This window comes from Janthinobacterium sp. GW823-FHT03B06 (assembly GCF_058796955.1).
The window spans coordinates 62,038-81,367 of record NZ_JBXAJE010000001.1; the positions used below are offsets into that span (position 1 = coordinate 62,038).

The 19,330-nt window shown below is 61.0% G+C and carries 23 protein-coding genes and 2 tRNA genes; 18 read left to right on the top strand and 7 right to left on the bottom strand.

Features of this window, described 5'->3' with window-relative positions:
- The first annotated feature begins 1 nt into the window (after position 1).
- Genes ureC through AC1RBA_RS00315 form a run of 5 tightly spaced genes read left to right on the top strand, consistent with a single transcriptional unit; the run spans position 2 to position 4,128 of the window.
- Positions 2 to 1,702 carry an urease subunit alpha gene (gene ureC / locus AC1RBA_RS00295; protein WP_492415970.1) on the top strand — a complete coding sequence of 567 codons (1,701 nt, stop codon included), beginning with the start codon at positions 2 to 4 and terminating at the stop codon, positions 1,700 to 1,702.
- A 12-nt stretch (positions 1,703 to 1,714) separates the two neighbouring features.
- Positions 1,715 to 2,230, top strand: coding sequence for an urease accessory protein UreE (gene ureE / locus AC1RBA_RS00300; protein ID WP_230504708.1), 516 nt, complete (start codon positions 1,715 to 1,717; stop codon positions 2,228 to 2,230).
- Entirely contained in the window at positions 2,230 to 2,910 is a 681-nt protein-coding gene (locus AC1RBA_RS00305) for an urease accessory protein UreF (RefSeq protein ID WP_492417152.1), read from the top strand. The genes ureE and AC1RBA_RS00305 overlap by 1 nt, the downstream gene beginning before the upstream one ends.
- A 22-nt stretch (positions 2,911 to 2,932) precedes the next feature.
- Complete coding sequence (ureG, locus tag AC1RBA_RS00310; protein ID WP_100873508.1) at positions 2,933 to 3,571, top strand: urease accessory protein UreG; 639 nt, start codon at positions 2,933 to 2,935, stop codon at positions 3,569 to 3,571.
- Positions 3,568 to 4,128, top strand: a complete 561-nt coding sequence (locus AC1RBA_RS00315; protein ID WP_492415972.1) for a HupE/UreJ family protein — start codon at positions 3,568 to 3,570, stop codon at positions 4,126 to 4,128. The genes ureG and AC1RBA_RS00315 overlap by 4 nt, the downstream gene beginning before the upstream one ends.
- A gap of 5 nt (positions 4,129 to 4,133) precedes the next feature.
- On the opposite strand, the gene AC1RBA_RS00320 is transcribed toward AC1RBA_RS00315, so the two are convergent.
- The 5 genes from AC1RBA_RS00320 to AC1RBA_RS00340 form a co-directional block, all read right to left on the bottom strand.
- Positions 4,134 to 4,745: a 1-acyl-sn-glycerol-3-phosphate acyltransferase gene (locus tag AC1RBA_RS00320; protein WP_070313465.1), complete on the bottom strand. Its 612-nt coding sequence runs from the start codon at positions 4,743 to 4,745 to the stop codon at positions 4,134 to 4,136.
- A 204-nt stretch (positions 4,746 to 4,949) separates the two neighbouring features.
- Positions 4,950 to 5,249: a hypothetical protein gene (locus AC1RBA_RS00325; RefSeq protein ID WP_492415973.1), complete on the bottom strand. Its 300-nt coding sequence runs from the start codon at positions 5,247 to 5,249 to the stop codon at positions 4,950 to 4,952.
- Between the two features lie 83 nt (positions 5,250 to 5,332).
- Complete coding sequence (locus tag AC1RBA_RS00330; RefSeq protein WP_492415974.1) at positions 5,333 to 6,397, bottom strand: alkene reductase; 1,065 nt, start codon at positions 6,395 to 6,397, stop codon at positions 5,333 to 5,335.
- Positions 6,398 to 6,454: 57 nt separating this feature from the next.
- Positions 6,455 to 6,751 (bottom strand): ArsR/SmtB family transcription factor, encoded by a 297-nt coding sequence (locus AC1RBA_RS00335; RefSeq protein WP_070217983.1) that lies wholly within the window; start codon positions 6,749 to 6,751, stop codon positions 6,455 to 6,457.
- 162 nt (positions 6,752 to 6,913) lie between these two features.
- Positions 6,914 to 7,276, bottom strand: coding sequence for a DUF1304 domain-containing protein (locus tag AC1RBA_RS00340; RefSeq protein ID WP_070289319.1), 363 nt, complete (start codon positions 7,274 to 7,276; stop codon positions 6,914 to 6,916).
- 192 nt (positions 7,277 to 7,468) lie between these two features.
- Here AC1RBA_RS00340 and sugE point away from each other — a divergent pair, with 192 nt between their 5' ends.
- On the top strand, positions 7,469 to 7,789 hold the full coding sequence (gene sugE, locus AC1RBA_RS00345) for a quaternary ammonium compound efflux SMR transporter SugE (protein WP_070217981.1): 321 nt from the start codon (positions 7,469 to 7,471) through the stop codon (positions 7,787 to 7,789).
- Positions 7,790 to 7,812: 23 nt separating this feature from the next.
- On the top strand, positions 7,813 to 8,142 hold the full coding sequence (locus tag AC1RBA_RS00350) for an SMR family transporter (RefSeq protein WP_070217979.1): 330 nt from the start codon (positions 7,813 to 7,815) through the stop codon (positions 8,140 to 8,142).
- Here AC1RBA_RS00350 and AC1RBA_RS00355 read toward each other — a convergent pair whose 3' ends face one another.
- Positions 8,143 to 9,105, bottom strand: coding sequence for a M14 family metallopeptidase (locus tag AC1RBA_RS00355; protein ID WP_492415975.1), 963 nt, complete (start codon positions 9,103 to 9,105; stop codon positions 8,143 to 8,145). It abuts the gene before it with no gap.
- Positions 9,106 to 9,243: 138 nt separating this feature from the next.
- On the opposite strand from AC1RBA_RS00355, the gene AC1RBA_RS00360 reads away from it, so the two are divergent.
- Complete coding sequence (locus AC1RBA_RS00360) at positions 9,244 to 10,356, top strand: acyltransferase family protein (protein WP_492415977.1); 1,113 nt, start codon at positions 9,244 to 9,246, stop codon at positions 10,354 to 10,356.
- Between the two features lie 3 nt (positions 10,357 to 10,359).
- Here AC1RBA_RS00360 and AC1RBA_RS00365 read toward each other — a convergent pair whose 3' ends face one another.
- The gene (locus AC1RBA_RS00365; RefSeq protein ID WP_409028374.1) at positions 10,360 to 10,824 is read right to left on the bottom strand and encodes a hypothetical protein; all 465 of its coding nucleotides are present in this window, start codon (positions 10,822 to 10,824) and stop codon (positions 10,360 to 10,362) included.
- Positions 10,825 to 10,972: 148 nt separating this feature from the next.
- Here AC1RBA_RS00365 and AC1RBA_RS00370 point away from each other — a divergent pair.
- From AC1RBA_RS00370 to AC1RBA_RS00415, 10 genes are all read left to right on the top strand, one after another.
- Positions 10,973 to 11,049 (top strand) — tRNA-Val (locus AC1RBA_RS00370).
- An 89-nt stretch (positions 11,050 to 11,138) separates the two neighbouring features.
- Positions 11,139 to 11,215: transfer RNA gene (locus tag AC1RBA_RS00375), tRNA-Val, on the top strand.
- Between the two features lie 215 nt (positions 11,216 to 11,430).
- The gene (thrS, locus tag AC1RBA_RS00380; protein WP_071326353.1) at positions 11,431 to 13,338 is read left to right on the top strand and encodes a threonine--tRNA ligase; all 1,908 of its coding nucleotides are present in this window, start codon (positions 11,431 to 11,433) and stop codon (positions 13,336 to 13,338) included.
- 12 nt (positions 13,339 to 13,350) lie between these two features.
- A complete protein-coding gene (gene infC, locus AC1RBA_RS00385; protein ID WP_205711303.1) occupies positions 13,351 to 13,911 on the top strand; it encodes a translation initiation factor IF-3 in 561 nt (186 codons plus the stop codon).
- Between the two features lie 227 nt (positions 13,912 to 14,138).
- Positions 14,139 to 14,336 (top strand): 50S ribosomal protein L35, encoded by a 198-nt coding sequence (rpmI, locus tag AC1RBA_RS00390; protein ID WP_038493025.1) that lies wholly within the window; start codon positions 14,139 to 14,141, stop codon positions 14,334 to 14,336.
- Positions 14,337 to 14,362: 26 nt separating this feature from the next.
- On the top strand, positions 14,363 to 14,722 hold the full coding sequence (gene rplT / locus AC1RBA_RS00395) for a 50S ribosomal protein L20 (RefSeq protein ID WP_010399214.1): 360 nt from the start codon (positions 14,363 to 14,365) through the stop codon (positions 14,720 to 14,722).
- A gap of 145 nt (positions 14,723 to 14,867) precedes the next feature.
- Positions 14,868 to 15,884, top strand: coding sequence for a phenylalanine--tRNA ligase subunit alpha (pheS, locus tag AC1RBA_RS00400; protein ID WP_034751917.1), 1,017 nt, complete (start codon positions 14,868 to 14,870; stop codon positions 15,882 to 15,884).
- Between the two features lie 78 nt (positions 15,885 to 15,962).
- A complete protein-coding gene (gene pheT, locus AC1RBA_RS00405; protein WP_492415980.1) occupies positions 15,963 to 18,389 on the top strand; it encodes a phenylalanine--tRNA ligase subunit beta in 2,427 nt (808 codons plus the stop codon).
- A 172-nt stretch (positions 18,390 to 18,561) separates the two neighbouring features.
- A complete protein-coding gene (locus tag AC1RBA_RS00410) occupies positions 18,562 to 18,909 on the top strand; it encodes an integration host factor subunit alpha (protein WP_010399205.1) in 348 nt (115 codons plus the stop codon).
- A 10-nt stretch (positions 18,910 to 18,919) separates the two neighbouring features.
- The gene (locus tag AC1RBA_RS00415) at positions 18,920 to 19,327 is read left to right on the top strand and encodes a MerR family transcriptional regulator (RefSeq protein WP_070217963.1); all 408 of its coding nucleotides are present in this window, start codon (positions 18,920 to 18,922) and stop codon (positions 19,325 to 19,327) included.
- Positions 19,328 to 19,330: the final 3 nt, after the last annotated feature.

Sequence of the window (19,330 nt, forward strand, 5' to 3'; positions counted from 1 at the left end):
GATGGCCAGCATTCCCCGCGGCGCGTATGCCGAGATGTTCGGCCCCACCAAGGGCGACCGCATCCGCCTGGCCGACACGGAACTGTTCATCGAGATCGAGCATGACTACGCGATCTACGGCGAAGAAGTGAAATTCGGCGGCGGCAAGGTGATCCGCGACGGCATGGGCCAGTCGCAGCGCTGCGCGGCCGAGGTGATGGACACCGTCATCACGAATGCCGTCATCCTCGACCACTGGGGCATCGTGAAGGCCGACATCGGCCTGAAAAACGGTCTGATTTTCGGCATCGGCAAGGCGGGCAACCCGGACATCCAGCCCGGCGTCACCCTGGCCATCGGCGGCGCCACGGAAATCATCGCTGGCGAAGGCATGATCGTCACGGCCGGCGGCGTCGACACGCACATCCACTTCATCTGCCCGCAGCAGATCGAGGAAGCGCTGATGAGCGGCGTGACCACCATGCTGGGCGGCGGCACGGGGCCGGCCGTGGGCACGGCCGCCACCACGTGCACGCCGGGACCGTGGCACTTGCACGCCATGCTGACGGCCGCCGACGCCTTTCCGATGAACCTGGGCTTCATGGGCAAAGGTAACGTCAGCTTGCCGCTGCCCCTGGAAGAACAGGTGCGCGCGGGCGCCATCGGCCTGAAACTGCACGAGGACTGGGGCAGCACGCCGGCCGCCATCGACAATTGCCTGTCCGTCGCGGACCGCATGGATATCCAGGTGGCGCTGCACAGCGACACCCTCAACGAGGGCGGATTTCTCGAGCACACCCTGGCCGCCTTCAAGGACCGCACCATCCACACGTTTCACACGGAAGGGGCGGGCGGCGGCCATGCGCCCGACATCATCGCCGCCGTGGGCCAGTCCAACGTGTTGCCGTCGTCGACCAATCCCACGCGCCCCTTCACCGTCAACACGCTCGACGAGCACCTGGACATGCTGATGGTATGCCACCACCTGGACCCGGCCATTGCCGAAGACGTGGCCTTTGCCGAGTCGCGCATCCGCCGCGAAACCATCGCCGCCGAAGATATCTTGCACGATATCGGCGCCATCTCGATGATGTCGTCCGATTCGCAAGCGATGGGCCGCGTCGGCGAAGTGATCATGCGCACGTGGCAGACGGCGCACAAGATGAAGGTGCAGCGGGGCGCCCTGGCGCCCGACACGGCGCGCAGCGACAATTTCCGCGCCAGGCGCTACATCGCCAAGTACACGATCAACCCGGCCATCACGCACGGGATATCGCACGTGGTCGGTTCCATCGAGGCGGGCAAGATCGCCGACATCGTCCTGTGGAAACCCGCGTTTTTCGGCGTCAAGCCGTCGATGATTTTAAAAGGCGGCATGATCGCCGCCGCGCAGATGGGCGACCCGAACGCCTCGATTCCCACGCCGCAGCCCGTGCATTACCGCATGATGTTCGGCGCCTTCGGCGGCGGCCTGAAAAAGTCGTTCACCTTTGTCTCGCAGGCGGCCTACGACCTCGATATCGGGCACCAGCTCAAACTGAATAAATCCGTCATCGCCGTGAAAAACATGCGCGGCTTGCGCAAGCACGACATGATCCACAACGGCGCCACGCCGCACATGGAAGTGGACCCGGAAACCTACGCCGTGCGCGCCGACGGCCAGCTGCTCGTGTGCGAGGCGGCGGCCGTGCTGCCCATGGCGCAGCGCTATTTTCTATTTTAAGCGAGAGACATCATGCTGACTTTGCATACCAAACTGGCGGCTGACGATCCTCGCGCCGCCGTTGCCCAACTCGTGCTGCCCTACGACCAGCGCGAAAAATGCCGGCTGCGCGCCGTGCTGTCGGATGGCGAGGATGTGGCCGTGTTCACCGTGCGCGGCACGGTGCTGCGCGACGGCGAGCGCATGACGGGGCCGGGCGGGCAGGTGGTGCAGATCGTCGCCGCGCGCGAACCGACCTATCTGGTGCGCTGCGCGGATGCCCATACCCTGCTGCGCTGCGCTTTCCATCTGGGGAACCGCCACACGCAGGCGCAGGTGGGCGACGGATTTTTGCGCATCCGCAAGGACGTGGTGCTCAAGGAGATGCTCGAAGGCTTGCGGGCGACCGTGACGGAAGAAAGCGCGCCGTTCGAACCGGAAGCGGGCGCATATGGCGGCGGCCATGGCCACCACGACGGCCACGGCCAGCACTTGCTGGCGCCCGTGCCGCTGCGGCAGAAAATCCACCGCCCCGGTGACACTGCGTGATGCAGGCGTCGGCCCTGCTGCATCTGCTGCAGTTCGCCAGCCCGGCTTTGCCCATCGGCGCTTATAGCTATTCGCAGGGGCTGGAAGCGGCGCTCGAGTCAAGCCTGGTGCACGACGCGGCCACGGCGCGCGCATGGATCGCGCAACACTTGGCGCAGGTGGTGGCGCGCTGGGAGGCGCCCCTGTGCTGGCGCTTGATGCAGGCGTTTGCAGCGCAGGATCTGCGCGCCGTGCAGCGCTGGAGCGAGCGCTTCATCGCTTCGCGCGATACGGCGGAATTTCGCGCCGAAACCATCCAGATGGGCTATTCCTTGACCAAGCTGCTGGCCGAGCTGGGCGTGGCCGATGGCGTCTTGATCGACATGCTGCAGGGCGAACCGGAAGTGGCTTTACCCACCGCGTATGCCTGCGCCGTGGCGGCGCTGGCCATTCCGCGCGAAGAGGCGCTGCTGGCCATGCTGTTCGCCTGGGCGGAAAACCAGGTGCTCGTCTGCGTGAAATCCGTGCCGCTGGGGCAGGTGGCGGGCCAGCGCTTGCTGCTGTCGCTGCGGCCGGACCTGGAAGCGGCGGCCCTCGCGGCGCAAACCTTGCCAGACGACGAGATGGGCAACTGGGCGCCAGGCCTGTCGCTGCTGTCGATGCGGCACGAAGTGCAGTACAGCCGCTTGTACCGTTCCTGAACTATTCAATGAGAGAGCAAACATGACATCGATTACCTCCAATCCCTTGCGCGTGGGCATAGGCGGCCCCGTCGGCTCGGGCAAGACGGCCCTGTGCGAAATGCTGTGCAAGGGCATGCGCGAGCGCTACGACATGGCCGTCATCACGAACGATATCTACACCAAGGAAGACATGGAAATCCTGCTGCGTGCCGACGCCTTGCCGGCCGAACGCCTGATGGGCGTGGAGACGGGCGGCTGTCCGCACACGGCGATCCGCGAGGACGCGTCTATCAACCTGGAAGCCATCGCGCGCATGCAGGCAGATTTTCCGCATCTTGATTTGATCCTGGTCGAATCGGGCGGCGACAATCTGGCCGCCACCTTCAGCCCGGAACTGTCGGACCTGACGATCTACGTGATCGACGTGGCCGGCGGCGAAAAAATCCCGCGCAAGGGCGGGCCCGGCATCACGCGCTCCGATTTGCTGATCATCAACAAGACGGACCTGGCGCCGTATGTGGGCGCCAACCTCGACGTGATGGCGCAGGATGCCAGGCGCATGCGCGGCGAGCGCCCGTTCGTGTTTACCAACCTGCGCAGCGGCGACGGCGTGCAGGTCGTTATCGATTTTATCCGCGAGCAAGGTCTGCTCGATCAACCAGGCAAGGAGCTGCAATGAGCGCAAGACTGATGAAGAAAACAGCCGCCGTGGCGGCACTGTGCCTGCTGGCCTTGCCCGCCATGGCCCATCCCGGTCACGGCGACAGCGTGGGCTTTCTGGCCGGCTTCGCCCATCCGTTCACGGGCATCGACCATTTGCTGGCCATGCTGGGCGTGGGTCTCTGGGGCGGCCAGCAGCGCCGTGGCTGGGGGCAGCCCGCCACGTTTCTCGGCATGATGCTGCTCGGCGCGCTTGCCGGCATGGCAGGCTTGACGGTGCCCGGGCTGGAAACGGGCATCGCCGCCACGGTGGCGCTGGTGGGACTGGCCATCGCGCTGGCGCTGGCCTTGCCGAACTGGCTCGGCATGGGGCTGGTGGGCGTATTTGCGCTCGCGCATGGCAATGCGCATGGCCAGGAATTGCCGGCCGCCTCGGCCGCGTGCGGCTTCATGCTGGCCTCGGCCATGCTGCTGTGTGCGGGACGTGTCGTCGGCCAGGTGCTGGCCGAGCGCGTGCTGCGTGTGGCCGGCGTGGCCTTGACGGCCGCCGGCGTGGTGCTGATGGGGGTTGCTTGAGCGGCTTAAGCGCCGGGGCGCTTGTCGGACAGCACGATGGGCGCCGCCATTTCAGGATGCAAGCCCTGGTGGCCCGCATACACGGCGGCAATCGCCGCCATGTCGGCCTCCTTGTCGCCCGTCAAGTATAAATGGTCGACGACGCCCAGCACCTTGTTCGGGTAGTCGATGTAGACCAGCAACAGCGGCACCTTGGCGGCGACGGCCAGGTGATAGAAGCCGCTTTTCCAGTTCGGACGGTAGCTGCGCGTCGCTTCCGGCGTGATGGCCAGCCAGTACCAGTCGGCGGCCAGCATGCGTTCGGCCTGGCGCTGAATCGTGCCGCTGGTGGTGCTGCGGTCGACGGGTTCGCCGCCCAGGTAGCGCAGCACCTTGCCCATGGGGCCGCGGAACAAGGAATCCTTGGCCAGCCAGCGGAACGGCAAGGACAGCGCCCATTTGCCGAACAGGCCCACCATGAAATCCCAGTTGGACGTGTGCGGGTAGACGACGGCGATGCCGCGCGGCCCCGGCAAGGGGCGGAAGCGCAGGCGCCAGCCGAACAGGTGCAGCACGCGCAGCGCGCAGCGCTGGTGCCAGGTCGGCAAGTCGCCCGCTTGTACAAATAAATCGTCCATCGATACCCTTCAGTGACACTGTTTTAATGGGATGGCGCTGGTGGCCATTTTCCTTGAAGCAAAAATTCTGCGCAGGCATTTTATACGGGGCTGGCGGTGGCGACAAGCAGCCGAGGCCGCTATCCATGCGGTGTCGGCGCCGTTTGTACTGCCATTTTAACCATGCTTGCTTCCTGTGCCGGGCACTAAATGCACGGTATGTGGTCAAAACTTGATACAGGGTTGATTCACCCGATAGGGAGCCATGGCATGAAAAACAGTGTCGATGATGTACACGGAAATAATGTCCGAACGGACAAAGTGATGGCCGAGCTCGTCGAGCGTGGCGTGGCGTTTCATCACGCCCTGGGCCGGACGGTGGCGACGGCCTATTTGCGCGAGCATGCGGTACCGGCCGAAGTGATACGCCGCGTCTTCAGTAGCGTGCAGGCGCGCCGCCCGGCCCGGCCGGCACGGCGCCGATGGCGCTGAAAGACAGGCAAAAACGGCGGCCGCCACGATCATTGCGCAGCGAACTGCGTTGGTGTCGTTGCGCCCGCCGCGTGGGGGAATGAGCGGCGCAGAGCCGCTCGTGCTCAGGGCGCTGTTCAGGCGTGTGCCGCCAGTGCCGGGTAGTCCGTATAGCCGGTCGCGTCCGGCGCGTACAGGGTGTCCGGGTTCAGCGGGTTGAGCGGCGCGTCGCTGCGCAGGCGGATGGGCAGGTCGGGGTTGGCGATGAACCACAGGCCAAAGGCCACGGCATCGGCTTCGCCCTTGGCCAGCAAGGCTTCGGCCGCCGCCTTGTCCATTTTCTCGTTGGCAATGTACACGCCGCCAAATTCCTGCTTCAGGTACGGGCCCAGGCGGTCTGCACCGAGCGCTTCGCGGGCGCAGATGAAGGCGATGCCCCGTTTGCCCAGCTCGCGCGCCACATAGCCGAAGGTGGCGCGCGGGTTCGAATCGCCCATGTCGTGCGCATCGCGGCGCGGCGCCAGGTGCATGCCGACCCTGTCGGCGCCCCATACTTCGATGCACGCGTCCGTCACTTCCAGCATTAAACGGGCGCGGTTTTCAATCGAGCCGCCGTAGTTATCGGTGCGCAAGTTGGTGCTGTCTTGCAGGAACTGGTCGAGCAGATAACCATTGGCGCCATGGATTTCCACGCCGTCGAAGCCCGCTTTTTTCGCATTTTCGGCGCCCAGGCGGTAGGCTGCCACGATGCCGGGAATTTCTTCCGCATCGAGCGCGCGCGGCGTGACGTATTCCTGTTTCGGGCGCACCAGGCTGACATGGCCGGCCGGCTTGACGGCGCTGGGCGCCACGGGCAGGTCGCCATCGAGGAAGACGGGGGCGGAAATGCGGCCCACATGCCACAGTTGCAGCACGATCAGGCCGCCCGCGTCATGTACGGCCTTGGTGATGTGTTTCCAGCCTTCCACCTGCTCGTCGGACCAGATGCCGGGCGTGTCGGCATAGCCCACGCCCTGCGGCGTGACGGCCGTTGCTTCCGAGATGATCATGCCGGCCGAGGCGCGCTGCGTGTAGTACTCGGCCATCAGGGCGTTGGGCACGCGGCCCGGATTACCGGCGCGCGAACGCGTCAGCGGCGCCATGATGATGCGATTTTTCAGTTGCAGGCTGCCTATGGTGATGGGGTCGAATAAAGTTGCCATGGTTGCTATCTTTCCTGTCGAGAATGCCGCGAACGGCGATATGGATGGGGGGTGCTGTTACAAACCTTGCTGCATGTGGTCCAGAAAGGCCTGGATGGTGGCTTCATTGCGCTTGAAAAAGCTCCATTGGCCAACTTTTCTGGCGGAAATTAAACCGGCCTTTTGCAGGGTGGCCAAGTGCGCCGAGACCGTCGATTGCGACAACCCCAGCCGCCGGTCGATCAGGCCGGCGCAGACGCCAAAGTCGAGCGGATGGTCCTGTTCGCAAAAATACTGCTCCGGCTCCTTCAGCCACTGCAAAATCTGCCGCCGTACGGGATTGGCCAGCGCCTTGTGAATGGCGTCGATGTCCATGCTGTTTCTCCTGGTCGATGTTCGTCTTCAAGCGATATATGTATCGTCTTTTATGAATTTCAATATCGGAATTTTACGATATAAATAAAAAATGTGCTGGCCGGTGGATTTATCAGGCAGGGGCGGGTGCCAGCGCCGGCCGGTCGGCCGCCCCGGCAGGTATCAGGCGAAGTGGAACAGCAGCAGGGCGATGACGGCAGGCACCGTTTGCAGATAGAGAATGCGCGTCATGACGGTGGCCGCGCCCCACACGCCGGCCACGGCGATGCAGGTCAGGCCGAAGACGGTGAATGCATGGGCGATGGCCGCGTCCGGGTGAAAAAAGCCCAGCGCCAGCGCGGCGACAAGAAAGCCGTTGTAGCAGCCCTGGTTCGACATGGCGGGGCGCACGATCTCCGCCTTTTCCTTGGACAAGCCAAACACCTTGCGCCCGCGCGCATCGAACAGCACGGTTTCCAGCAGCACGATATAGACGTGCAGCAGCAGGATGAGGGCGGTAAGGATTTGGGCCAGCAGTAGCATCATTGTTCCCGGGAGTGAGTGGATGCCCAATTATGCTGCCATCAGCATATCTTTTGGCAATAGCAGCAGAAAAAATGTTCTGGCGGCAAGAGTTTTCACCCGATGGTATACTTTTCCTTTTGCTCCTGTGGGGACGACCCCGCTCGATGTGGGGGCTGCATGGCGGGGACGACCCTGCCGCCTCGGGAGAAATAGATGGCGTGGATCATTCTGGTATTGGCGGGCTTGCTGGAAATCGGCTGGGCCATCGGCCTCAAATATAGCGCCGGTTTTACCCGTCTCGTGCCCTCCGTCTTGACGGCGGTGTCCATGCTGGGCAGCGTGGTGATGCTGGGCCTGGCCTTGCGCACCTTGCCTCTGGGCACGGCCTACGCCATCTGGACGGGCATCGGCACCGTGGGCACGGCCATCTTCGGCATCATGGTGCTGGGCGAACCGGCCAGCGCCGCGCGCATCGCCTGCATCGCCCTGATCGTCTCCGGCATCCTGGGCTTGAAATTGCTCAGCCCGCAATAAAGGATGCCAGCATGAGTCTCACCATGACGTATTTCTACCTGGCCATCGCCATCATCGCCGAAGTCATCGCCACCAGCGCCCTGAAGGCATCCGAGGGCTTCAGCCGTTTGTGGCCCAGTGTCATCACCGTGGTCGGCTACAGCATCGCCTTCTGGTGCTTGTCGCTGACCTTGAAAGTCATTCCTACCGGCATCGTGTATGCGATCTGGTCGGGCGTGGGCATCGTGCTCATTTCCGCCGTGGGCTGGTTCTGGTTCAAGCAAAGCCTCGATACGCCGGCCCTGATCGGCCTGGGGCTGATCATTGCCGGCGTGCTGGTGATTAATCTTTTCTCCAAATCAGTGGGGCATTGATCAGAAGCTGCTGGCCACCCGCGCCAGGTAATACCACTCGGCATTGGCTTGCGCGTTGACGTCCGGGAAGAGGATGTAGGCGTCGAATTCGGCCGTCACGGGCGTGCCGTCCGCGCGCACGCCGATCTGCTCGCCCTGTTTGACCTTGTCAAAGCTGGACCAGGTCTTGATGAAGCGGTCGCTTGCATGCAGCTTGTCGTGCACGACGACCATGTTCAGCGCTTCCATGTCGGCGTCGGCGATCGGCTCCGGCTGCGGTGCATCGATAAAGCCGAGGAAGGCCAAGGTGTTCATGATGGCGCGGTAGGCCACGTCCGGCGCGGCCGGGTCCGCGTGCTGGCCGCATTCCAGGGTCAGGGCGTAGCCGCCCGTCGAGCGCATGTATTCGGTCGTGCCCACGCCATAGCGCAATACCATGCCTACCTGGTCGCTGCTGCCCAGGCGGCGCTGCACGCCTGCGCCATACGTTTGCAGCCAGCCATCGACGAAGCGGCGCACGCCCAGGCGGCGCGCCAGCGCGCGTTCCTTGTCTTCATGTTGAAACGGTTGCAGCGGGCCATCGTTGTTGCGCGGCCCCACCATGACGAAGGGCTGGCTGTCGGCATTGAACGAGTGCAAGTCGAGCAGCACGTCGTGCTGGCCCAGCAAAGGGCACAGCCAGTTGGCGATGCGGTCCTCGAAATCCTGCGGATTGTCGTTCGGAAACAGATTGCGGTTCAGGTTGCGGTCGCCGCTGCGCACGCCCTTGGCGTAGGCCAGCGGGTTGGTGATGGGCACGAAGGTGACGCTGCCGGCCAGAATCGAGAGGGCGCCGCTGTCGAGTTCAGCCATCACGCGGTGGATGCCCTTGGTGCCGCAGGTTTCATTGCCGTGCACGGCGCCGGTGACGATCAGGCGCGGGCCGCTGCCCTGGCCCGTGTAGTTGATGGATTTGAAGTGGAGTGCGCTGCTCATGCTGGACATATCCTATGCTGTTGCGGGAAGGGAAAGCGGGGTCGGCATATTTTAGCGGGATTCGCCGTGCACGCCTGCAAAAAGTTGGCCATGGCAAGGTGCGCCGTGGCATGATCGGCGCCACCGTTGTTTTCCCTTGCCGATTCCATGTCCAGTACGTCCCATCCTTCCCGCCTGTATGGCCTCGATACCTTGCGCGCGCTGGCCATCGTGCTCGTCTTCATGAACCACTATCTGCTGTTCGTCAGCGAGGGCGGGGCGTTCGGTTTCTGGGGCGAAATCGGCTGGGTGGGCGTGGACCTGTTCTTTGCCCTCAGCGGCTATCTGATCGGCAACCAGATCTTTGCGGCCCTGCGCAGCGAGCACGGCTTTTCCTTGTCGCGGTTCTATGCGCGGCGCTTCCTGCGTACCTTGCCCAATTTCTATGTCGTGCTGGCTTTGTATTATGTGTGGCCCGCGTTTCGCGGCGACAGCGCGCTGCTGCCCCTGTGGAAATTCCTGACGTTTACGCAAAACATCAATCTGACGCCGGGCACGGCGTTTTCCCATGCGTGGTCGCTGTGCGTGGAAGAGCAGTTCTACGTGCTGCTGCCGGCCGTGGCGTTGTTGATCGCCGCCTGCCGCAAGTCGCTGCTGTGGGCGTGGCTGGCCGTGGCCGCCAGCTTGATCGTCGGCATGCTGGTGCGCGCCTATCTGTGGGATGAATATGTGCACCTGCCGCGCGGCGGGCTTGGCTACTACAAGTATATTTATTACGCGTCGTGGTGCCGCTTCGACGAACTGGTGGCGGGCGTGGCGCTGGCGCTGCTGAAGAATTACCACCCGACCGCCTGGGCACGCCTGACATCGCACGGCAACCGTACCTTGCTGGCGGGAATCGCGGGCACGGCGCTGATGTTTTACGTGTTTCTCACCGATCACTATGGCTATACGGTGACCGTGTTCGGCTATCCGGCCCTGGCCGCCAGTTTTACTTTATTGCTGGTCGCCGCGCTCAGTCCCGGCAGTACGCTATATAAACTGCGCGTGCCGGGCGCGGCCAGCCTGGCCCTGTGGTCGTATGCGATTTATCTGTTGCACAAGCAGCTGTGCATCCTGCTGCGGCCGGTGTTGCAGGATCTCGGTTATGGGCCGGACGGCGCGCCGGCGATACTGCTCAGTGCCGCCGTCAGCATCTTGACGGGCTGGCTTTTGTATAGAGTTGTGGAAACGCCATTCATGCGCTTGCGGGCGCGCTACGTTCCCGCCAATCATGCATGACGATTACATGTCGATCACGTCCAGCCCCCGTGGCGTGCCGACCAGCAATTCCAGGATCGCATGCACGCGCAGATTCGTGTCTTCGTGTTCCGTGTTGTAGATCAAGGTGCGCAGCCCGGGCACGGCTTCCGTGATGTGGGGGCTGGCGTAGGCATTGATCAGTAACAAGACCAGGTCCGTGGCGCCCGCGCCGGGCTGGCGCCGCAGCCGGTCGTGGATCACGTTCAGCAGCGCGCGCTGCATGCGCGGCGTGGGATTGCTGATGTAGGCGAAGACGCTCGGCGTGTTGGCGATGGCTGCGCAGATGCGCCGTTCGATCTCGTCGGGCTTCACGTCGGAGGCGATATCGAAGTACGCGGCTTCCCAGCGCGTGCGCGCATAGGGATGATTGGGCGGGAAGGAGTCGGCCGTTTCAAAACCGCAGATGCGGCTCAGGGTTTTCAGCCAGGCGAATAGGGTGGAGTTCATGCCGCGATTCTAGCGGCATTCCGGGCATGCCGGGCCGACTCTATATAAAGGAGGCTGACGCCCGGGAAGCGGATGAAAAACAGATTAAAGTTTCCTGTAAAACAGCCCTTGTCATTCTGGGAAAGCCTCTCTATAATGCTGGTCTTCGGGGCGGTTAGTTCAGCTGGTTAGAATACTTGGTCGACATCCAAGGGGTCGGGGATTCGAATTCCTCACCGCCCACCAGAATTTGGCAGTAAGTGGTTTTAAAGAGTTTTAAGCTGGCGCAAGCCGCAAGCGGTCATTTGAAATACAATGATCAACAAAAGTTTTACGGGCGGTTAGTTCAGCTGGTTAGAATACTTGGTCGACATCCAAGGGGTCGGGGATTCGAATTCCTCACCGCCCACCAGAATGCAGTTAGAGAGAAAGGTAAAGCCGGTTATGACACCGCGAACTACTACCAAGCTTTGGGAGTGACGCTAGTCGAACGGGTTTCCTTTGTCTCAAAAAAGTGAAAAACGCGGCTAGTCCGCGTTTTTTTGCGTCTGCGTTTTCCTTTCAGTTTTTCAGTCCACACCATTCATTGCAGTTTTACCTGGCGCCAGCGCCGATATGGAGATCAATATGCTTACAATCCGACTTCCCGATGGTTCCGCCCGTCAATTTGACGGTCCGGTCACCGTGGCCCAGGTTGCGGCCAATATTGGTACCGGCCTGGCCAAGGCTGCCCTGGCGGGCAAGGTCGACGGCAAGCTGGTCGATACCTCCTATCTGATCGAGCAAGACGCGGAATTGGCGATTGTCACGGACAAGGACGCCGATGGCCTGGAAGTGATCCGCCACTCGACGGCCCACTTGCTGGCGTATGCCGTCAAGGAATTGTTCCCGGACGCGCAAGTGACCATCGGTCCCGTGATCGACAACGGCTTTTACTATGACTTCGCCTACAAGCGTCCGTTCACGCCGGAAGATCTGGTCGCGATCGAAAAGAAAATGGCGGAACTGGCCAAGAAGGATGAGCAAGTCACGCGCAAGGTTGTCGCGCGCGACGAAGCCATCGACTACTTCAAGGGCATCGGTGAAGCGTACAAGGCTGAACTGATCGGGTCGATCCCGGCCGACCAGGAAGTGTCGCTGTATTCCGAAGGCAAGTTCACGGACTTGTGCCGCGGTCCCCACGTGCCGTCGACGGGCAAGCTGAAAGTGTTCAAGCTGATGAAGCTGGCCGGTGCCTACTGGCGCGGCGACTCGAAAAACGAGATGCTGCAGCGTATCTATGGCACGGCCTGGGCCAAGAAGGAAGACCAGGAACTGTATCTGCACAACCTGGAAGAGGCGGAAAAGCGCGACCACCGCAAGCTGGGCAAGCAGCTCGATTTCTTCCATTTCCAGGAAGAGGCGCCGGGTCTGATCTTCTGGCACCCGAAAGGCTGGTCGATCTGGCAGCAGGTCGAGCAATACATGCGCAATGTGTACCAGGTCAACGGCTACCAGGAAGTCAAGGCGCCGCAAATCCTCGACCGTGGCCTGTGGGAAAAGACCGGTCACTGGGATAATTACCGTGAAAACATGTTCATCACGGAATCGGAAAACCGCGCCTATGCGCTGAAGCCGATGAATTGCCCTGGCCATATCCAGATTTTCAACAATGGCATGCGCAGCTACCGCGACTTGCCATTGCGCTACGGCGAATTCGGTCAATGCCACCGCAACGAACCGTCGGGCGCCTTGCACGGCATGATGCGCGTGCGCGGTTTTACGCAGGATGACGGCCACATCTTCTGCCTGGAAGAGCAGATCGCCGGCGAAGTGACGGCGTTCCACCAGCAGGCGATGGATGTGTACACGGCATTCGGCTTCACGAATATCGACGTGAAACTGGCCTTGCGTCCCGATAACCGCATCGGCACGGAAGAGTCGTGGGATTTCGCCGAGGAATCCCTGCGTTCGGCCTTGCGCGCCTGCGGCGTGGAGTGGACGGAATTGCCGGGCGAGGGCGCGTTCTATGGTCCGAAGATCGAATACCACCTGAAGGATAGTCTGGGCCGCGCATGGCAAGTGGGCACCGTGCAGATCGACCCGTCGATGCCGGGCCGCCTGGGTGCCGAATACGTGGCCGTGGACAACACGCGCCAGGTGCCGATCATGTTGCACCGCGCGATCGTGGGTTCGCTGGAACGTTTCATCGGCATCCTGATCGAACACTATGCGGGTGCCATGCCGTTGTGGCTGTCGCCGGTGCAAGTGTCAGTGTTGAATATTTCCGACGCCCAAGCTGATTATGTACAAGAAGTAACAACAAAACTGCGCAAAGCGGGGCTGCGCGTACAGGCTGATTTGCGTAACGAGAAGATTACCTATAAAATACGTGAACATTCCGTACAAAAATTGCCTTACATCTTAGTAATTGGCGACAAAGAGCGGGATGCGAATACAGTGGCCGTGCGGGCGCGGGGCAATGTCGATCTGGGCGTCATGTCCGTCGATGCCCTGATTGAGCGACTCAAACATGAAGTCGACACCAAGGCCTGACGAGGAAACTCGCTGCACGACCGTCTTACAAGATTTTTAAAGGAAATTACAATAGCTACTGACAAGTCACATCGCATCAATGGCGAAATCACTGCCCCTGAAATGCGTTTAAGCGGGGTCGATAACGAGCCACTCGGTATCGTAAGTTTGGCTGAAGCCTTCCGCCTGGCGGAAGAGGCAAACGTCGACCTGGTGGAAATTGCGCCTACCGCGCAGCCACCGGTGTGCCGTTTGATGGACTACGGCAAATTTAAGTATTCGGAGCAAAAGAAAGCTCACGAAGCCAAATTGAAGCAAAAGATCATCCTCGTGAAGGAAGTCAAATTCCGTCCGGGGACTGATGATGGTGACTACAATATCAAGTTGCGTAATCTCATCAAGTTCCTTGAAGATGGCGATAAAACCAAGATCACCTTGCGTTTCCGCGGTCGTGAGATGGCGCACCAGGATATTGGCTTCCGCATGCTGGAACGTCTGAAAGCCGATCTGGAGCCGTACGGCCAGGTCGAGCAGTTCCCGAAGATGGAAGGCCGCCAAATGATCATGGTTCTTTCGCCTAAGAAGAAGAAGTAAGTTACAATAGCGTTTTACTGTGGGTGGACACAGCGCGTGCCAGCATTGGCGCGGCGTCAAACCCCAGGCAGAATTTGCGCGGCCCGCTCAGCAATGTGCGGGCCGCGTGAACTGTAGCGGACTCGCATCCGCTGCACAACATGTGAAAGCAGGCATCTAAGCGCAGCGTCGTGTTGCCACCTGCAATCCTGTTATAAATGGAGCTGTCCGTAAGAGGACAGATTGCTATGCCTAAAATGAAGACCAAAAGCTCCGCGAAAAAACGTTTTCGCGTGCGTCCAGGTGGAACTGTCAAGTCGGGTCACGCGTTCAAGCGCCACATCCTGACCAAGAAGACCACCAAGAACAAACGTCAGTTGCGCGGTACCCGTAACATCAACGCATCGGATGTCACATCCGTTATGCGCATGATGCCGACTGCTTAATCTCACACTCAATTTAAGGAGTTACTATGCCTAGAGTAAAACGTGGGGTTACAGCTCGTGCCCGTCATAAAAAGATTCTTGTTCAAGCTAAAGGCTACCGTGGTCGCCGCAGCCGTGTATACCGTGTTGCCAAGCAAGCAGTTATGCGCGCTGGCCAATACGCTTACCGCGATCGCCGCAACAAGAAGCGCGTTTTCCGCCGCCTGTGGATCGCCCGTATCAACGCCGCTTCCCGTGAGCATGGCGTAACGTACAGCGTATTCATGAACGGCTTGAAAAAAGCAAATATCGAACTGGACCGTAAAGTCCTGGCCGATATGGCTGTGATGGACAAGCCAGCATTCGCTGCGATTGTCAACGCAGTGAAAGCAAAAATCGCTGCGTAAGCATCGGTCATTGCACAACGTCATCCGTAGGGTGACGTTATAAAGAGCGGGGCAGGGGTGTGAACCTTATGCCCCGTTTCCGTTTTTGATTGTTGGGTTCTAGATTACTAAATCCAGGATTGATTTCCAAAACAGGAAAAGCCGCATGAACTCCCTAGAAGAACTCGTCGTCTCGGCCCAGGCTGACTTTATCGCCGCCGCAGACGCTGCCGCACTTGAAAACGCCAAAGCCCGCTACCTGGGCAAGACTGGCCAGATTACCGAAATGATGAAGGGCCTGGGCAAACTGGACCCGGACGCGCGCAAGGCGCAGGGCGCCCTGATCAACGCCGTCAAAGTGCAGATCGAAGACGCGCTGACGGCGCGCCGTGATGCGCTGGCTGATGCCCAGATGCAAGGCCGTCTGAACGCCGAAGCGATCGACGTGACCCTGCCGGGCCGTGGCCGCATGCCCGGCGGCATCCATCCCGTGATGCGCACGTGGGAGCGTGTCGAGGAAATCTTCCGCTCGATCGGCTTCGACGTGGCCGACGGCCCCGAAATCGAGAACGACTGGACCAATTTCACGGCGCTCAACAGCCCGGAAAACCACCCAGCCCGTTCCATGCAAGACACGTTCTACATCGATGGCAACGACACCGACGGCAAGCCCTTGCTGCTGCGCACGCACACGAGCCCGATGCAGGTGCGCTATGCGCGCACGCATACGCCGCCGATCAAGGTCATCGCGCCGGGCCGCACCTACCGCGTCGACAGCGACGCCACCCATTCGCCGATGTTCCACCAGGTCGAAGGCCTGTGGATCGCCGAAGACATCAGCTTTGCCGACCTGAAGGGCGTGTACCTGAACTTCGTCAAGGCCTTCTTCGAAACGGACGACCTGCAGGTGCGCTTCCGCCCGTCGTACTTCCCGTTCACGGAACCGTCGGCCGAGATCGACATCGCCTTCGGCTCCGGCCCCCTGAAGGGCCGCTGGCTGGAAGTGTCGGGCGCCGGTCAGGTGCATCCGACCGTGGTGAAGAACTTCGGCCTCGATCCCGAGAAATTCATCGGTTTTGCTTTCGGCTCTGGCCTGGAACGCTTGACGATGCTGCGCTATGGCATCAACGACCTGCGCCTGTTCTATGAAGGCGACTTGCGTTTCCTGAAGCAATTCAACTAAGCGTTGTTCCGTTTGATTCATGGCGCTGGAGCGCCCGTGCGCTCGCGCTGTGAGCTTTGACCATTTGAAGGCTTGATTATGCAATTTTCCGAAAACTGGCTCCGTACCATGGTCGATCCGAAGATGACTTCGGACGAACTGGCCCATCTGCTGACCATGTCCGGTCTCGAAGTCGAGGACGTCGATCCTGTCGCGCCCCCGTTCTCGAACGTGGTGGTGGGCCTGGTCCTGGAGATGGAAAAACATCCGAACGCGGACCGCCTGAATGTGTGCCAGGTCGATGTCGGCACGGGCACCATGCTCAACATCGTCTGCGGCGCGCCGAACGTGCGTCCGGGCTTGAAAGTCGTCTGCGCAATGGCGGGCGCCGTGCTGCCCCCTGGCGCCGATGGCAAGCCGTTTGAAATCAAGGTGGGCCAGCTGCGCGGCGTCGAGTCGCAAGGCATGCTGTGCTCCGCGCGCGAATTGAAATTGTCGGAAGAAAACGCCGGCTTGATGGAATTGCCGGACGACGCGCCGATCGGCCAGAATTTCCGCGATTACTTTGCTTTGAACGACTTGAAATTCACCATCAAGTTGACGCCGAACAAGGCGGACTGCCTGTCCGTGCTGGGCGTGGCGCGCGAAGTGTCGGCATTGACGGGCGTGCCCCTGCATGCGCCGCAGTTCCGCACCGTGCCGGTTTCCAGCGATGAAATCCTGCCCGTAAAAGTCAGCGCGCCGGACCTGTGCGGCCGTTTCACGGGCCGCGTCATCCGCGGCCTGAACGCCCGTGCCGCCACGCCGGACTGGATGAAGCAGCGCCTCGAGCGCAGCGGCCAGCGTCCGCTGTCGGCACTGGTCGACATTTCCAACTATGTCATGCTGGAACTGGGCCGTCCCAGCCACGTGTTTGACCTGGCAAAGATCCACGGCAGCCTCGACGTGCGTTGGGGCAAGGCGGGCGAATCCGTCAAGCTGCTCAATGGCAACACCGTTGCCGTCGACGAGTGGATCGGCGTCATTGCCGATGAGCAGGAAATCGAATCGCTGGCCGGCATCATGGGCGGCGACGCCAGCTCGGTGTCGGACGATACGGACAGCATCTACCTGGAAGCGGCATTCTGGTGGCCGAACGCCATCCAGGGCCGCGCCCGCCGTTTGAATTTCTCGACCGATGCGGCGCACCGCTTCGAGCGCGGCGTCGATTTCGCCACCACCGTCGAGCATATCGAGCGCATCACGGCCCTGATCGTGGAAATCTGCGGCACGCCGGCCACCACCGTCGGCCCCGTCGACGACCATGTAGTGAACCTGCCGCAACGCCAGCCCGTGACCATGCGCACGGCGCGCGCGCAAAAAGTCATCGGTGTGCCGCTCACGGATGAGCTGATCGCCGATATCTTCACGCGCCTGGCCCTGCCGTTCACCCTGGCCGACGGCGTGTTTTCCGTGACCTCGCCCAGCTACCGTTTCGACATCGAGATCGAGGAAGACTTGATCGAGGAAGTGGCGCGCGTGTACGGCTTCGAAAACATCCCGACCTTGCCGCCCGTGGCAGCGAACGTGATGCAGATTGCACCAGAAAATACCCGCTCCTTGTTTGCGGTACGTCATGAGCTGGCCGACCTGGGCTTCCAGGAAGTGGTTAACATGAGCTTTGTCGATACGGCATGGGAGCGCGATTTCTCGGGCAACACGAATCCGATCAAATTGCAGAACCCGATCGCCAGCCAGATGAGCGTGATGCGTTCCTCGCTGATCGGCAGCCTGATCGCCAACGTGCGCTACAACCTGAACCGCAAGACGAACCGCGTGCGCATCTTCGAAGTGGGCGCCATTTACCAGCGCGACGACAGCGTGCAAAACGGCCCCTTGTCGGTGGCCGGCTATGCCCAGCCCAAGCGCGTTGCCGCCATGGCCTACGGCGCGGTGGCGGACGAGCAGTGGGGCCAGCCGTCCCGTACGGTCGACTTCTTCGACGTGAAGGCGGACCTGGAAGCGCTGTTCGCGCCGCTGGTCTTGCGTTTTAGCAAGGCGGAACACCCGGCTCTGCATCCGGGCCGTTCGGCCAACGTGGAACTCGATGGCAAGGTCATCGGTTTCATCGGTGAATTGCACCCGCGCTGGATGCAAAAGTACGACTTGCCGCTGGCGCCCGTGCTGTTCGAAGTCGATGCCGCTGCCCTGACGCAAAGAGTCGTGCCCGTGTACCAGGAAATCTCGAAATTCCCTGGCGCCAGCCGCGACCTGGCCGTGGTCGTCAAGCAATCGGTGGCCGTGCAGGATCTGCTCGACAGCTTCCATGCCGCCGCCAAGGCAAGCCCGGCGGCGCGTATCGTGCAAGCCATTGTTTTATTTGATGAATATCGTGGAAAAGGTCTGGAAGCGGATGAAAAAAGCCTTGCTTTCCGGATTAGCTTGCAAGATACTCAAAACACCCTGCAAGACGATGTCGTCGATGGCCTGATGGCTGTCCTGATCGATGCCGCCAAGCAGGGCCACGACGCGAAACTGCGTTCGTAATTACCGGACTGGCCGTCGCTTTTTGCGTGACGGCCTTTCCGTCGTCAATCGTAGACGAGCTTGCCATGTGGCGGGCTCGGGCGCACAGAAAAGGCAGGGCAGGAAAATTAATAACAGCGACGTTGATTCCGCCGTACTGCAATCCGCACTGGCCGCCGATTTGCATCGGGCCATGCTGGTTGCCAAAGTGCGCCAGGAAGCGGAAAAAGATTTACCCACCTTGACCAAGGCGGAACTGGCCGAACTGTTGTTCGAGCAAGTGGGCCTGAACAAGCGCGAAGCGAAGGATATGGTCGAGACCTTTTTCGACGAGATCCGCAATGCGCTCGAGCGTGGCGAAGCCGTCAAGCTGTCCGGTTTCGGCAATTTCCAGTTGCGCGACAAACCGCAGCGGCCGGGCCGTAATCCGAAGACGGGTGAAGAGATTCCCATCACGGCGCGCCGTGTCGTGACCTTTCATGCGAGCCAGAAGCTGAAAAGCATGGTCGAAGAGACCAGTCCGCTGGCACGTGCTGCCTGAGTGAGTGGCGATGAACGAGCGCATCAGTAAAACCGAGTTGATCGCCCCCTTGCCGCCCATTCCGGCGAAACGCTATTTCACGATCGGCGAGGTGAGCGAGTTGTGCGGCGTCAAACCGCATGTACTGCGCTACTGGGAGCAGGAGTTTTCCCAGCTCAAGCCGGTCAAACGACGCGGCAACCGCCGTTATTATCAGCACCATGAGGTGCTGCTGATACGCCGCATCCGCGAATTGCTGTACGAGCAGGGCTTTACCATCAGCGGCGCGCGCAACAAGCTCGACAGCCGTGGCGCATCGCATGCCATCGCCGACGAGCTGCCAGTGCTGCCGGCCATGCCTGCCGTGCCGCAGGAAGCGCCGCTGGACCGCGTGTGGATACGCAATGAATTAATTGCGATTTTAAACTTGCTAAAATAAGAT

Coding starts and splice junctions, on each gene's coding strand:
- pheT (WP_492415980.1), top strand. CDS start 15,963: ATGCAATTTTCCGAAAACTGGCTCCGTACCATGGTCGATCCGAAGATG.
- ureE (WP_230504708.1), top strand. CDS start 1,715: ATGCTGACTTTGCATACCAAACTGGCGGCTGACGATCCTCGCGCCGCC.
- AC1RBA_RS00315 (WP_492415972.1), top strand. CDS start 3,568: ATGAGCGCAAGACTGATGAAGAAAACAGCCGCCGTGGCGGCACTGTGC.
- thrS (WP_071326353.1), top strand. CDS start 11,431: ATGCTTACAATCCGACTTCCCGATGGTTCCGCCCGTCAATTTGACGGT.
- AC1RBA_RS00410 (WP_010399205.1), top strand. CDS start 18,562: ATGCTGGTTGCCAAAGTGCGCCAGGAAGCGGAAAAAGATTTACCCACC.
- AC1RBA_RS00360 (WP_492415977.1), top strand. CDS start 9,244: ATGTCCAGTACGTCCCATCCTTCCCGCCTGTATGGCCTCGATACCTTG.
- rpmI (WP_038493025.1), top strand. CDS start 14,139: ATGCCTAAAATGAAGACCAAAAGCTCCGCGAAAAAACGTTTTCGCGTG.
- AC1RBA_RS00415 (WP_070217963.1), top strand. CDS start 18,920: ATGAACGAGCGCATCAGTAAAACCGAGTTGATCGCCCCCTTGCCGCCC.
- AC1RBA_RS00340 (WP_070289319.1), bottom strand. CDS start 7,276: ATGATGCTACTGCTGGCCCAAATCCTTACCGCCCTCATCCTGCTGCTG.
- AC1RBA_RS00355 (WP_492415975.1), bottom strand. CDS start 9,105: ATGTCCAGCATGAGCAGCGCACTCCACTTCAAATCCATCAACTACACG.
- ureC (WP_492415970.1), top strand. CDS start 2: ATGGCCAGCATTCCCCGCGGCGCGTATGCCGAGATGTTCGGCCCCACC.
- AC1RBA_RS00335 (WP_070217983.1), bottom strand. CDS start 6,751: ATGGACATCGACGCCATTCACAAGGCGCTGGCCAATCCCGTACGGCGG.
- rplT (WP_010399214.1), top strand. CDS start 14,363: ATGCCTAGAGTAAAACGTGGGGTTACAGCTCGTGCCCGTCATAAAAAG.
- AC1RBA_RS00350 (WP_070217979.1), top strand. CDS start 7,813: ATGACGTATTTCTACCTGGCCATCGCCATCATCGCCGAAGTCATCGCC.
- AC1RBA_RS00365 (WP_409028374.1), bottom strand. CDS start 10,824: ATGAACTCCACCCTATTCGCCTGGCTGAAAACCCTGAGCCGCATCTGC.
- sugE (WP_070217981.1), top strand. CDS start 7,469: ATGGCGTGGATCATTCTGGTATTGGCGGGCTTGCTGGAAATCGGCTGG.
- pheS (WP_034751917.1), top strand. CDS start 14,868: ATGAACTCCCTAGAAGAACTCGTCGTCTCGGCCCAGGCTGACTTTATC.
- ureG (WP_100873508.1), top strand. CDS start 2,933: ATGACATCGATTACCTCCAATCCCTTGCGCGTGGGCATAGGCGGCCCC.
- AC1RBA_RS00320 (WP_070313465.1), bottom strand. CDS start 4,745: ATGGACGATTTATTTGTACAAGCGGGCGACTTGCCGACCTGGCACCAG.
- AC1RBA_RS00305 (WP_492417152.1), top strand. CDS start 2,230: ATGCAGGCGTCGGCCCTGCTGCATCTGCTGCAGTTCGCCAGCCCGGCT.
- AC1RBA_RS00330 (WP_492415974.1), bottom strand. CDS start 6,397: ATGGCAACTTTATTCGACCCCATCACCATAGGCAGCCTGCAACTGAAA.
- AC1RBA_RS00325 (WP_492415973.1), bottom strand. CDS start 5,249: ATGATCGTGGCGGCCGCCGTTTTTGCCTGTCTTTCAGCGCCATCGGCG.